General features: G+C 64.9%; 6 protein-coding genes and 1 pseudogene. 2 read left to right on the plus strand and 5 right to left on the minus strand.

Going from position 1 to position 13,416, the window contains the following annotated elements:
* Positions 1–94 precede the first annotated feature (94 nt).
* Both FEZ61_RS09165 and treA read left to right on the plus strand, forming a co-directional pair.
* Positions 95–2,008 carry an ATP-binding protein gene (locus tag FEZ61_RS09165; protein ID WP_173148342.1) on the plus strand — a complete coding sequence of 638 codons (1,914 nt, stop codon included), beginning with the start codon at positions 95–97 and terminating at the stop codon, positions 2,006–2,008.
* 99 nt (positions 2,009–2,107) lie between these two features.
* Positions 2,108–3,751 (plus strand): alpha,alpha-trehalase TreA, encoded by a 1,644-nt coding sequence (gene treA, locus FEZ61_RS09170; RefSeq protein WP_173148344.1) that lies wholly within the window; start codon positions 2,108–2,110, stop codon positions 3,749–3,751.
* Positions 3,752–4,088: 337 nt separating this feature from the next.
* Here the strand turns inward: treA and FEZ61_RS09175 are convergent, their stop codons facing one another.
* From FEZ61_RS09175 to mqo, 5 genes and pseudogenes are all read right to left on the minus strand, one after another.
* Positions 4,089–4,241: a hypothetical protein gene (locus FEZ61_RS09175; RefSeq protein WP_173148346.1), complete on the minus strand. Its 153-nt coding sequence runs from the start codon at positions 4,239–4,241 to the stop codon at positions 4,089–4,091.
* Positions 4,242–4,305: 64 nt separating this feature from the next.
* Positions 4,306–6,097, minus strand: a pseudogene (locus FEZ61_RS09180) (ABC transporter ATP-binding protein).
* Between the two features lie 934 nt (positions 6,098–7,031).
* Positions 7,032–8,447 carry a diguanylate cyclase gene (locus FEZ61_RS09185; protein ID WP_017641718.1) on the minus strand — a complete coding sequence of 472 codons (1,416 nt, stop codon included), beginning with the start codon at positions 8,445–8,447 and terminating at the stop codon, positions 7,032–7,034.
* A 283-nt stretch (positions 8,448–8,730) separates the two neighbouring features.
* A complete protein-coding gene (locus tag FEZ61_RS09190) occupies positions 8,731–11,370 on the minus strand; it encodes a glucosidase (protein ID WP_017641719.1) in 2,640 nt (879 codons plus the stop codon).
* 269 nt (positions 11,371–11,639) lie between these two features.
* Positions 11,640–13,277 carry a malate dehydrogenase (quinone) gene (gene mqo, locus FEZ61_RS09195; RefSeq protein WP_017641720.1) on the minus strand — a complete coding sequence of 546 codons (1,638 nt, stop codon included), beginning with the start codon at positions 13,275–13,277 and terminating at the stop codon, positions 11,640–11,642.
* Positions 13,278–13,416: the final 139 nt, after the last annotated feature.

Raw genomic sequence — 13,416 nt, forward strand, 5'->3', positions numbered from 1 at the left:
CGCGAAGCGAAACGATGAAACTGTTAACGTAGACAGGTTCGCCGTCTTTGATGGCGTTATGACATCTCCTTTTCCTACCGGCCACCTACCCACCATGTCCCAATTCCTTGCCGTCGGCCTGTTCGAATACGATCCCAGCCGCGCCGAATGGCGCGCGGATGCCGCCTGTGCGGCCATGCTGGAACGGGACGCCGAGGCGCTGGCCCGGGGCCTTCCACCCGCCGAGGTGCTGAGCGGCCTGCAGAGTCGCAGTACGCCGCCCGAGGGACTGCTGCCCGCGCCAGGGCAGGTCTGGGAGGCCTGGCACCAGGGTGCCGATGGCCAGTTGCGCTGCCTGCAGTTCCAGCGGCGCGAGGCCGGCGGCGTACTGCTAGACGTCACCGCGCAGCGCCGCCATGAGGCGGAACTCTGGCAGGGCGAGGCCTTCAAGCGCAGCGTCATGGTCTGCAGCGTCGACTGCATCAAGCTGATCGATCTGGAAGGGCGCCTGGAATACATGAATCCGGGCGGCCTGATGGTCATGGAGATCGATGACTTCATTCCCTTCCAGGGGCGCCTCTGGGCCGAACTCTGGCCCGAGGGGCAGCGTCACGAGGTGCTGGCCGCGATCGAGGCGGCGCGCCACGGCGGCATCGGCCGCTTCACCGGGCTCGCGCCCACCGCCAAGGGCACCCGGCGCTGGTGGGACGTGGTGGTCACGCCGATCCTGGGCGATGACGGCACCCCCCTGAAATTCCTCTCCATCTCTCGCGACGTCAGCGAAACCGTGCGGGCCCGCGAGGCCCTGGACGAACTCAACCGCAACCTGGAAGAACGCATCGAGGTGCGCAGCCAGGAGCTGGTGGCCCTGGAAGAGGAACTGCGCCAGGCGCAGAAGATGGAAGCCATCGGCCAACTCACCGGCGGCATCGCCCACGACTTCAACAACCTGCTGACCGGCATCGTCGGCTCGCTCGACCTGATGCGTCGGCGGGTGCAGCAGGGACGCATCCAGGAGCTGGAGCGCTATCTGGATACCGCTACCCGCTCGGCCGAGAACGCCGCTGCCCTGACCCAGCGCCTGCTGGCCTTCGCCCGCCGTCAGGTGCTCGAACCGCGCCCGGTGGATGCCGGTCAGCTGGTGCAGGGCATGCACGAGTTGCTGCGCCACAGCCTGGGCAAGAAGATCCGCAAGGACGTCCAGCTGGACGCCGACCTCTGGCTGCTGCATTGCGATCCGCACCAGTTGGAAAACGCCATCCTCAACCTGGCCATCAACGCCCGCGACGCCATGCCCGAAGGCGGCAATCTGAGCATCCGGTTAGAAAACGTCAGCGGCCCCCTCAGCATCGGCTTGCCGATCGAGACGGTGGCCGGTGATTTCGTCCGTATCCAGGTCTGCGATACCGGCACCGGCATGGACGCCGATACCCTCAAACGTGCCTGCGAGCCCTTCTTCACCACCAAGCCCAGCGGTCGCGGCACTGGTCTCGGCCTGTCGATGATCTATGGTTTCGTCCGCCAATCCGGTGGCCAGGTGGAAATCCACTCGGTGGTGGGCGAGGGCACCTGCATCAGTCTCTATCTGCCGCGGTTGCTGGCCCAGCCCGAGGTGCAACCCACCCCCAGCGAAGCCGAAGGCCCGGTGCTGCCGGAAGTCTCCGGTGACTGCGCGCTGATCGTCGAGGAAGAGCGCGAGGTTCGCGTCATCATCGGCGAGGTGCTGGCGGAACTGGGCTATACCCCGCTGGCGGTGGCCGACAGCGCCACCGCGGTTGCCCTCATCGCCTCGGGCACCCTGCGCATCGATCTGCTGGTGACCAGTCTCGGCCTCTCCGGGCTGGATGGCCGGCAACTGGCCGAGCAGGCGCGGGCCACCAGCCCCGGACTGCCGGTGCTCTATCTGTCCGGCCAGGCCGATCCCGCGTCCTTGCCGGAGCTGGCCGAGGAGGGCGTCGAACTCATCGGCAAGCCCTTCGGCCTGGAGGAACTGGCGCGCAGCGTGAGGCGTCTGCGCCCGGGTAGCTGAGCCCGTCGCGGCGAACTGTCGCGGCGCTTCAGGGTCGATCCTTTCGTGTCGCAACGTCTGTTGCGGCTGCTGTCGTGTCGACAAGAAAAGGAGCGCTTCATGAAACGCCTGCCACCTGCGCCACCCGCGCGGATGCTCGTCCTGTCCCTGTCCATCGCCTTTCTCGCCGCCTGCGCCCATGAGGGCAGCAAGCCGGAAACCCCGACCTGGAGTTGGCGTGACGCCAGCAACGCCCGCGCCGTGCCGCCGGACCAGGCCTATCCCGAGCTGTTCGCCGCGGTGCAGCAGGGCAAGCTGTTCACCGACCAGAAGCACTTCGTCGATGCCCTGCCCAAGCGCAATCCGGCCGACATCCGCCAGGACTACCTGGCCCAGCGCGACAAGCCAGGCTTCGATCTCAAGGCCTTCGTCAGCGCCAACTTCGAAGAATCCGCTCCGATCAAGGCCGAGCCGCCCAAGGCGGGTGCCAACCTGCCCACCCACGTCAAGGATCTCTGGCCGGTACTGACCCGCCATTACGAAGAGGTCCCGGCCTACAGCAGCCTGTTGCCGCTGCCCAAGCCCTATGTGGTACCGGGCGGTCGCTTCCGTGAGGTGTACTACTGGGATTCCTACTTCACCATGCTGGGCCTGGCCAAGGATGGGCGCACCGACCTGGTCCGCGACATGGTGGACAACTTCGCCCATGAGATCGACGTCTACGGCCACATCCCCAACGGCAATCGCAGCTACTATCTAAGTCGCTCGCAGCCGCCGTTCTTCGCCTATATGGTCGACCTGCAGGCCAGCCTGGAAGGCGATTCCGCCTATCGTCGCTACCTGCCACAGCTGCAGAAGGAATACGCCTACTGGATGGCCGGCGCCGAAGGGCTGCAGGCAGGCCAGGCCAATGCCCATGTGGTCAAGCTGGCCGACGGCACCCTGCTCAATCGCTACTGGGATGCCCGCGATACCCCGCGCCAGGAGTCCTATATGGAAGATCTGGCCACCGCCGCCCAGGCCAAGGGTCGACCGGCCGGCGAGGTCTATCGAGACCTGCGCGCGGGCGCCGAAAGTGGCTGGGACTTTTCCTCGCGCTGGCTCGGCGATGGCAAGACCCTGGCGACCATCCGCACCACCGCCATCGCCCCGGTGGATCTGAACAGCCTGCTCTATCATCTGGAACAGACCATCGCCAAGGCCTGCGAAAAGACCGGCGAGGCCAGTTGCGTCCAGGCCTACAGCCAGAAGGCCAAGACCCGCCAGCAGGCCATCGATCGCTACCTGTGGAATCCCGCCGGCTACTACACCGACTTCGACTGGCAGGCCAAGCGCCGCACTGACAAGGTCACCGCGGCGACGCTGTTCCCATTGTTCGTCGGTGCGGCCAGCCAGAGCAGCGCCGACCAGACCGCCGCGACCGTGGCCAACCAGCTGCTGCGTCCGGGTGGTATCGCCACCACCACGGTCAAGACCGGCCAGCAGTGGGATGAGCCCAATGGCTGGGCACCGCTGCAGTGGGTGGCCGTGGATGGCCTGCGCCGCTACCAGCAGGACAAGCTGGCGGCGGACATCGGTACCCGCTTCCTGACCCAGGTGCAGAATCTCTACGCCCGGGAGCAGAAGCTGGTGGAAAAATACGACCTCACCGGTGGTCAGGGCGGTGGCGGCGGCGAGTACGAGCTGCAGGACGGCTTCGGCTGGACCAACGGCGTCACGCTCAAGCTGCTCGAACTCTACCAACCGCAACCCGGCCCGAAATAAGGCCAAAGAAAAGGTCCGCTACGGCGGACCTTTTTCATGATGCGGAATATCCGTAGGTTGGGCTGAGACAGCCCCATCGTCGAAGCCCAACAAACCTGTGCCGACCTGAAAAGCGTTGGGCTTCGCTGCGCTCAACCCAACCTACGGGCCGCTATTTCCCCCTCTCCCTCCAAGAGAGGGCTAGGGTGAGAGCAAACCCTACGCCAGATTCATCCGGATACTGACTCTAGACGTCACAGCGGATCCACCGGCGGCGCGTCGTCTTCGTCGGCCGGCAGCTCCGCCGGATGCAGCCCTTCCGGATCTTCATCCTCGGGCAGCGGCAGGATGGCGTTCATCAGCTGTACTCCGGATCGCGCGGATTCTTCTGCGGCAGGCGTTCCTCAACCGGCTTGTCATCCGAATTATCGCCTACGGGCTCTTCGGGATCGGGCGCGATGTCCGGATCGATGTCCAGGTCGTCGGGGTTTTCCTTGATCTGATCGTTCATGCGGCCTCCGCGAGTGGTTGTTAAGGTTGGGCAGAGCGCCCTGCGCGAAGTTCGCCACCGGCGATCAGCGATAACCCCGGGCCTGCAGATCGAACAGCTGGGCATAGCGGCCGCCGCTGGCCAGCAAATGGTCATGATCGCCGCGTTCGCGGATCTCTCCACCTTCCAGCACCAGGATCTGATCGGCGTTGCGCACGCTGGAGAAGCGGTGCGAGATCAGCAGGGTCATGCGCTGCTGCGCCTGGGCCCGAAAGCGCTCGAAGATCACCGCTTCGGCGGCGGCGTCCAGGGCGGCGGTGGGTTCGTCCAGCACCAGGATATCGGCGTCTTCGCGCATATAGGCGCGCGACAGGGCGATCTTTTGCCACTGCCCGCCGGACAATTCCTGGCCGCCCAGGAACCAGCGCCCCAACTGGGTCGCGTAACCTTCGCGCAAGCCGGCGATGACCTCGTCGGCCAGGCCCTGCTCGGCCGCCTTGCGCCAGCGTGCCTCGTCGTGGAAGGCCGCGGTATCGCCGACCCCCAGGTTCTCGCCGGCGGTGAGCTGGTAGCGGATGAAGTCCTGGAAGATGACGCCGATGCGCCTGTGCAGCGCCGCCGGCTGCCACTCCTGCAGATCGCTGCCATCGAGCAGGATACGGCCCCGCGTCGGGCTGTGCAGGCGGGTCAGCAACTTGATCAGGGTGGTCTTGCCCGAACCATTGGCCCCCACCAGGGCCAGGCTCTGGCCCGGCGCCAGGTGAAAGCTGATGTCCTCTAGCGTCGGCGCGGTCGCACCCGGATAGGTGAAGCCGACCCCTTCGAATCTCAGGCCATCGCCAGGCTGGCTGCCCAGGGTGAGACTGCCGCCCTCGGCACTGGTCGGCTGGCCCAGATAGTCGTAGAGATTGCTCAGGTAGAGGCTGTCTTCGTAGAGCCCGCCCAGGGCCGTCAGGCTGGCGCTGACCGCCGCCTGACCCTGGCGGAACAGGGTGAGATAGAGGGTCATCTGGCCCAGGCTCAGGCGACCGCGCACGGTATCGAGCACCACCCAGGCATAGGCGGCATAGAAGGCGAGGGTGCCCAGCAGGCCAAAGACGAACCCCCAGCCGTCACGCCTCAGGGTCAGGCGGCGGTCCTCGGCATAGAGCTTGGTGAAGGTGGTGCGATAGCGCTCCAGCAGCAGCGGCGCCAGGCCGAACAGCTTGACCTCCTTGATGTAGGCCTCGTGGGAGAGCAGGGTTTCCAGATAGGTCTGGCGGCGGGTCTCGGGCGCACGCCGGCTGAACAGCCGAAAGGCATCGCCGGAAAAGCGCGCCTCGGCGAGGAACACCGGCAGGGCGCCCACCACCAGCAACAGCAGCGCCCAGGGCGAGAAATGCACCAGCAGCACGGCGAAGCTGACCAGGGAGATGAGGTTCTGCAGCAAGGTGAGGGACTTGGTCACCAGGGCCAGCGGTCGCATCGAAGCCTCGCGCCGGGCTCGCACCAGCTTGTCGTAGAACTCGGCGTCCTCGAATTGCGCCAGCGACAGGGTCTGGGCCTTTTCCAGGATCAATAGATTCACGGTCTGCCCAAGGCGTACCCGCAGCAGCGATTGCTGCACCGACAGCAGCCGCTGGGCGCCCGCCAGGGCCGCCAGTACCCCGGCTTCGGCCAGCACGAACTTCAGCACCGGCCATAGCGGTGCCTGGCCCTGGTCGGCATGCAGCCGCATGGCCGCCACCACGGCATCGACGATGCGCTGCCCCAAGCAGGCCGGCGACCAGGGTCGCCAGGATCAGGCTGATCATCAGCGCGGGTGAGGTACTCCAGACCAGGCCGGCGGCGCGGCGCATCTGCTGTTGCACGATAGCGAAGGAGGTCGAGAGGGCCATGGCGGATCTTCGGCGGGGTCAGCATTAGTCGAGGCGGCGATCGCCATGTTCCCCAGGCTATGGCAAAAGGCTTACACCGACTGGTGTCACCTGGCCATGTTGCTACCTGCGGGGACTGCGTAATCTACACCCATCAGCCGCGCAGGATGCGCAGCCCTGAGGTCACGGATGAAGACCAGGCCAGGATGGCGCCTGACAGGACGTTGGGATGGTCGCAACAAAGAACCCGCTTCGGCGGGTTTTTTGTTGGGCGCGATTTGAGGTCGGCAGGTGAACCGGGCGGGGTATGGCAAAAGGCTTACACGCACTGGTGTCACCTGGCCATGTTGCCATCCGCGGGGGCTGCGTAGTCTACACCCATCAGCCGCGCAGGATGCGCAGCCCTGAGGTCACGGATGAAGACCAGGCCAGGATGGCGCCTGACAGGACGTTGGGATGGTCGCAACAAAGAACCCGCTTCGGCGGGTTTTTTGTTGGGCGCGATTCAGGGCCGGCGGGTGGACCGAGCAGGGTATGGCAAAAGGCTTACACGCACTGGTGTCACCTGGCCATGTTGCCACCTGTAGGGACTGCGTAATCTACACTCATCAGCCGCGCAGGATGCGCAGCCCTGAGGTCACGGATGAAGACCAGGCCAGGATGGCGCCTGACAGGATGTTGGGATGGTCGCAACAAAGAACCCGCTTCGGCGGGTTTTTTGTTGGGCGCTATTTGAGGTCGGTAGGCGGATCGGGCGGGGTATGGCAAAAGGCTTACACGCACTGGTGTCACCTGGCCATGTTGCCACCTGCGGGGGCTGCGTAATCTACACCCATCAGCCGCGCAGGATGCGCAGCCCTGAGGTCACGGACGAAGACCAGGCCAGGATGGCGCCTGACAGGACGTTGGGATGGTCGCAACAAAGAACCCGCTTCGGCGGGTTTTTTGTTGGGCGTCATTCCTGGCTGGGCGGCGAGACGGGGCCGGACTCGGCGGCGATGCGGTTGCGGCCAGCGCCCTTGGCCGCATAGAGCGCTCGATCAGCGCCTTCGGTGAGGGTGTAGGCATCCATCCCGGCCCTGTGGGTAGCCAGACCGACGCTCAGGGTGATGGGGCGCCGCGACCAGGCATGGTTGGCGACCGCAGCGCGGCAGCGCTCGGCCACCAGATGGGCCGCGGTGAGATCGGCACCCGGTAGCAGGATGGCGAATTCCTCGCCGCCGTAGCGGAAGCAGGCGTCGTTGTCGCGACAGCTCTGCAGCAGCAACTGGCCAACGGTCTGCAAGGCGCTATCACCCGCCTGGTGACCATAGGCATCGTTGTAGGCCTTGAAGTGATCCACGTCGATCAACAGCATGGACAGCGGCGTGCGCTGCTCCTCGGCGCGCAGCAGGTGCTCCGCCAGGCGCAGGTCGAAGGCGCGTCGATTGAACAGGCCGGTCAGGGCATCGGTGACGCTGCGCTGCTCGGCGGCCTGCATCATGCCCAGCAACTGGCGCTGCGAAGCCTCCAGCATGTGCTGCTGCTCTATGTGCTCGGTGACATCCACCGACAATCCGGCCAGGGCGATGCCCTGCCGGGTGACCAGGGGAAACTTGTAGGACTGCCAGAAGATGCGCCTACCGTCGTGGACAGTCATGCGCTCGACGAGTCGACTCGGCTTGAGTTCGTTCATCACCTGCTCGTCGACCTGGCGAAAGCGTGGCGCCGCCTCTGGCCAGATGCTGAAGTCGTCCTGGCCGAGGACCTCCTCGCGGGTCAGCTCCAGTTGCTGCAGGAAGGGTTCGTTGACATAGGCATAGCGCCAGTCGCGGTCCTTGATATAGGCGATGAAGGGCCCGTTGTTCATGAAGGCGGAAAAGTTGATGTCCAGCTCTTCCAGCTGGCGCAGGGTGTCGCGCTGCTGCAGCAGCCTCGTGACCTGCCGGGCCAGGCGTTGCAGATTTTCCACCTGGACAGCCTCGAAGCGGCGGACGCGATCGTCCATCACGCAGAGAGTGCCGAGGGCGATCCCGCGCCCATCGAGCAGGGGAATGCCCAGGTAGGCACGCATCCGTTCCAGGCCGGGGGCCGATCTGAGGTGCGCGACCCGTGGATCCTCTTGCAGGTCTTCCACCAGAAAGGGCTGACGAGGGGTGCGGATCGCCAAGTGGCAGAGAGAGGCGTCGACCGGCATCTCGCTCATCGTCACGCCCTGGCAGGCCTTGAACCAGAGTCGGTGCCGATCGGCCAGGGTGATGAAGGCCACAGGCGCCCGGGTCAGCTGGCAGGCCAGCGCGACGATGTCCTCGTAGGCGGCTTCGGCTCCGCTATCGAGAATCTGCAATTCGCTCAAGGCGTGGAGACGCTGGACGTCATCGGGGAGAGTCATGCGGGCTCGCGAAGGCGGGTCTCTGGCTAGTGTGGTGTTTCAGAAGTTAACTGCACAATGTTGGCGGTGCTTTTGCTCCTTGGACGGCGTTGCCACGCCTAGCCATAGCCCTGCCATGACTCGTCGCGGCGCCTTGCCCAAGAACAAAAATCACTCGCCATTTCTTGCGCGAACTTCTTAAACACCGCACTAGAGCATAGTATCCAGGGCGGCCGAGGAAAACTGCCGCCTTGTTGCAGTCTGCCACGGTGCCGGCCGGGGCCGGCACCGTGGCGTGCTCGGGCTAGCGCCGGGGTTGCAGCAGCAGTGCCACCAGGGCACTCCAACCGGTCTGGTGCGAGGCCCCGAGTCCACGGCCGTTTTCGCCATGGAAGTACTCGTGGAACAGCACCAGATCGCGACTGCGCGGATCGTTCTGCAATTGCGGATAGTCGACCATGCTCGGGCGCTTGCCGTCGGCGTCCTTGAGGAACAGCCGGGTCAGGCGCTGGCTGAGGCCGTCGGCGACCTCTTCCAGATTGGCCAGGTAACCGGAACCGCTGGGGTATTCCACCGAGAAGCTGTCGGCGTAGTAGCGATGGAATTCGTGCAGCGACTCGATGAGCATGTAGTTGATCGGCATCCACAGCGGCCCGCGCCAGTTGGAGTTGCCGCCATAGAGGCGCGAATCCGATTCCGCCGGCTGGTAGCGGGCACTGAGCAGGTTGCCGTCGGCCTGGCGCATCTCGAAGGGCTGCTGCTCGTGAGCCTTGGACAGCGAGCGGATGCCGTATTCGGAGAGGAATTCCTGATCATCCAGCATGCGCTTGAGCAACAGCTTGGTGCGATGGCCGCGCAGCAACGAGAGCAGGAATCTATTGCCCTGGCCGGGTTCGGTCCAGCGCGAGACCAGTCGCGCGAGGTCCGGACGCTGGCGCAGGAAGCCGCGTAGCCGTCCGCCCAGGCCGGGCAGGCCTTCATGCTCGCGCTGTTCCAGCACCTGCACCGCGAACAGCGGGATGAGGCCGACGATGGACCTCAGGCGCAGCGGCTCGGCGCTGCCATCGGCCTTGTGCAGGACGTCATAGAAGAATTCGTCCTGTTCGTCCCAGAGGCCGTCTTCGCGATCGTCGCTGTGGTTGATGGCGCCGGCGATGTGCAGGAAGTGCTCGAAGAACTTGACCCCCAGATCGACGTACACCGGATTTTCCTTGGCCAGCTCCAGGGCGATGCGCATCAAGTCCAGGGCATAGGCGGCCATCCAGGCGGTACCGTCGGCCTGATCCAGGTGATAGCCCTCCGGCAGGGGCGCCGAGCGGTCGAAGAGGGCGATGTTGTCCAGGCCGAGGAAGCCGCCCTGGAAGATGTTGCGACCCTCGGTGTCCTTGCGGTTGATCCACCAGGAGAAGTTCAGCAGCAGCTTGTGGAAGACCCGTTCGAGAAAGACCCGATCGCCCACGCCGGTCAGGGACTTGTCCTGCAGGTAGACGTGCCAGGTGGCCCAGGCGTGCACCGGCGGATTGGCGTCCTCGAAATTCCACTCGTAGGCCGGCAACTGGCCGTTGGGGTGCATGAACCTGTCTTTCACCAGGAGCAGCAGCTGCTGCTTGGCGAAACCGGGATCGATCAGCGCATAGGCAACCGCCTGGAAGGCCAGGTCCCAGGAGGCGTACCAGGGGTACTCCCATTTATCCGGCATGGAGACGATGTCGAAGTTGAGCAGGTGGCGCCAGTGACCGTTGCGGATGCGCTGGCGCTGGGCGGGTGGCGTCGGCTGGGCCGGGTCGCCATCGAGCCAGCGGTTGACCTCGAAATAGTAGAGTTGCTTGGACCAGAGCAGGCCGGCCAGGGCCTGACGCTGCACCAGGCGCGCATCGGGCTCGGCGATCTTTTCCTGCAGGGCGGCATAGAAGGCATCGGCTTCGGCGATGCGCTCGGCAAAGACGGCGTCGGCATCCACCGACAGAGCGTTGGTGGGCGCCAGGCGCAGGTAGACCACGGTCTTGGCGCCACCCTCCAGCTCCACGGCAAAATGGGCGGCCGCCTTGCTGCCGAAGTCGCGGCGGATCGCCTCGCGGGCACCGCGCACCACGTAGTCGTTGATGCCGTCCTTGAAGGGGCCTTCGGCCGGCTCGCCGGTAAGACGGGGCAGGTTGGTTTCGTTGTTGCAGAACAGCCACTCGACTTCGCGGGGGCCCCAGGCGCTCACCACCAGGTCGGGCCGGTCGAAATAGCTGGCGCGGACCTGGTCGCCTTCCAGGCTGAGCATGGAGCGCGGCGGGGTGCCGGTCCAGGCCCAGGTGTTGCGCGACCAGATCTGCGGCAGCACCCGCAGGCTGGCGCGCTCGGCCCCGCGGTTTTCCACGGTGACCCGCATGAGGATGTCGTCGGGGGTGTGCTTGGCGTATTCGACGGTGACGTCGAAATAGCGATCTTCGGCGAAGACGCCAGTGTCGAGGATCTCGTACTCGCGATCGTTCAGGCCACGCCGGGCGTTTTCCTCGGTGAGCTGGGCATAGGGAAAGGCGGCGTGGGGATACTTGTAGAGCATCTTCTGGTAGGCGTGACTCGGCACTCCGTCCAGGTAGAAGTACAGCTCCTTGACGTCTTCGCCATGGTTGCCCTCGGCGTTGGTCAGGCCGAACAGGCGTTCCTTGAGGAAGGGATCGCGCTCGTTCCACAGGGCGATGCCCAGGCACCATTGCTGAGCCTTGTCGCAGAAACCGGCGAGGCCGTCTTCGCCCCAGCGATAGGCACGGCTGCGCGCATGGTCATGGGGAAAGTAGCGCCAGGCGTCGCCATCGGCGCTGTAGTCTTCACGGACCGTGGCCCACTGGCGCTCGCTCAGGTAGGGCCCCCACTGCCGCCAGGCGGCGGCATCGGTATCAGCCAGGCGCTGGCCTTCTCGGGTATGCAGGATGCCCGGGGCGGGATGTGCCGTCATCGTGTCTCCAGATTCAGGTAACGGTTAAGGCTCGAGGATAGATCAGCATTGTGGCGTGCAATGAGCTGCCTCGGCGTATCGCTGCTGTTTTAGTGCCTGTCTGGCGGGAAAAAATTCACGCCGTTGCGGTTTTTGTCACAGGGCCTGGCTGGGCGCAAGGGCTCTATCACGGTCAATGCAGGGGCGAAAAAAAGCCCCACGCCGGATCGGGGTGGGGCCTTTGCTTATCGCGGTGAGCCCGCTGCTTGCACAGCGGGCCTGACGGCGATTTACAGCGCCATGTCGTTGGCGGCCTTGTCGGCGCGCGGAGCGCTGACGGTGGCCTTGGCGTTCTGGCTGCCGGTGGCGACCGGCGGGGTGGCCAGTTGCAGCACTTCGGCGGTGTAGTTCCACTCCTGCTGCACGCGCTCGGGATCGCCGTTGAGCTTGGTGCCGTAGCTGGGCACGATCTGGTGCAGCTTGGCTTGCCACTCCGGGGTCGCGACCTTGTCCTTGAACACCTTCTCCAGCACGCTCAACATGATGGGCGCGGCGGTCGAGGCACCTGGGGAGGCGCCCAGCAGGCCGGCGAGGCTGCCGTCCTTGGCCGCGACGATCTCGGTGCCCAGCTTCAGCACGCCACCCTTGTCGGCGTCGCGCTTGATGATCTGCACGCGCTGACCGGCTTGCCACAGGCGCCAATCTTCCTTCTTGGCGTTGGGGAAGTACTCGCGCAGGGCGGCCATGCGGTCGTCATCCGACAGCATCAGCTGACCGGCGAGGTATTCCACCAGCGGGTATTCGGCCACGCCCACGCGCACCATCGGCCAGGCGTTGTGGGTGTTGGTGCTGGTCAGCAGGTCCAGGTAGGAGCCCTGCTTGAGGAACTTGGTGGAGAAGGTGGCGAAGGGCCCGAACAGGATCACGCGCTTGCCATCGAGCATGCGGGTGTCCAAGTGCGGAACCGACATCGGCGGTGCGCCCACTGAGGCCTTGCCATAGGCCTTGGCCAGGTGCTGCTGGGCGATCTCGGGATTGTCGGTGACCAGGAAGGAGCCACCCACCGGGAAGCCGGCGTAGTCGTTGGCCTCGGGGATGCCCGACTTCTGCAACAGGTGCAGGGCACCGCCGCCGGCGCCGATGAAGACGAACTTGGCGTCGGTCTCGGTCTTCTTGCCGTCCTTGAGATTCTTGTACTCCACGCGCCAGCTGCCGTCGGCATTGCGGGTGATGTTCTCGACTTCGCTGGACAGGTTCAGCTTGAAGTTCGGCTTGGACTGCAGGTTGGCGGCGAACTGGCGGGTGATCTCGCCGAAGTTGACGTCGGTGCCCAGCGGACTCCAGGTAGCGGCGATCTTCTGCTTGGGATCGCGGCCTTCCATCATCAGCGGAACCCACTGCTTGATCTGCGCGGGATCTTCCGAGTACTGCATGCCGGAAAACAGCGGGCTGGCCTTGAGCGCTTCGTAGCGCTTCTTCAGGAAGGCGATGTTCTCGTCACCCCAGACGAAGCTCATGTGCGGGGTGCTGTTGATGAAGCTCTTCGGATCCTTGAGGACGCCGTTCTTGACCTGCCAGGACCAGAATTGACGGGAGATCTGGAAGGCTTCGTTGATCTCGATGGCCTTGGCGATGGTGACCTTGCCGTCCTTGTCTTCCGGGGTGTAGTTCAGCTCGGCCAGGGCGGAGTGGCCGGTACCAGCGTTGTTCCAGCCGTTGGAGCTCTCGTCGGCGACCTTGTCCAGGCGCTCGACCATTTCCATGGTCCAGTTCGGTTCCAGCTCGTTCAGCCAGATGCCCAGGGTGGAGCTCATGATGCCGCCGCCGATCAGCAGGACGTCGACCTTCTTGATGTCTTCGGCCTGTGCGGTGCCCAGGGCGGAGGCGATAGCTACGCCGAGCAGCGCGCCAGTCATTTTCTTCAGCATATGGTCTCTCAATCGATAGAAGCGGGGTCTGCTTATCGAGTTTCGGTGCGGTGCGGCACCATGGCACATGGGTAGATGTGCAGTGGGCAAGGCAGAATGCAGCCGGAAACACGCAAGGGCAGGTTCTTGTCCCTCCACC

The organism is Pseudomonas sp. MS15a(2019) (assembly GCF_013277805.1).
Classification (GTDB): Bacteria; Pseudomonadota; Gammaproteobacteria; order Pseudomonadales; family Pseudomonadaceae; genus Chryseomonas; species Chryseomonas benzopyrenica.

Coding starts and splice junctions, on each gene's coding strand:
- FEZ61_RS09165 (WP_173148342.1), top strand. CDS start 95: ATGTCCCAATTCCTTGCCGTCGGCCTGTTCGAATACGATCCCAGCCGC.
- treA (WP_173148344.1), top strand. CDS start 2,108: ATGAAACGCCTGCCACCTGCGCCACCCGCGCGGATGCTCGTCCTGTCC.
- FEZ61_RS09175 (WP_173148346.1), bottom strand. CDS start 4,241: ATGAACGATCAGATCAAGGAAAACCCCGACGACCTGGACATCGATCCG.
- FEZ61_RS09185 (WP_017641718.1), bottom strand. CDS start 8,447: ATGACTCTCCCCGATGACGTCCAGCGTCTCCACGCCTTGAGCGAATTG.
- FEZ61_RS09190 (WP_017641719.1), bottom strand. CDS start 11,370: ATGACGGCACATCCCGCCCCGGGCATCCTGCATACCCGAGAAGGCCAG.
- mqo (WP_017641720.1), bottom strand. CDS start 13,277: ATGCTGAAGAAAATGACTGGCGCGCTGCTCGGCGTAGCTATCGCCTCC.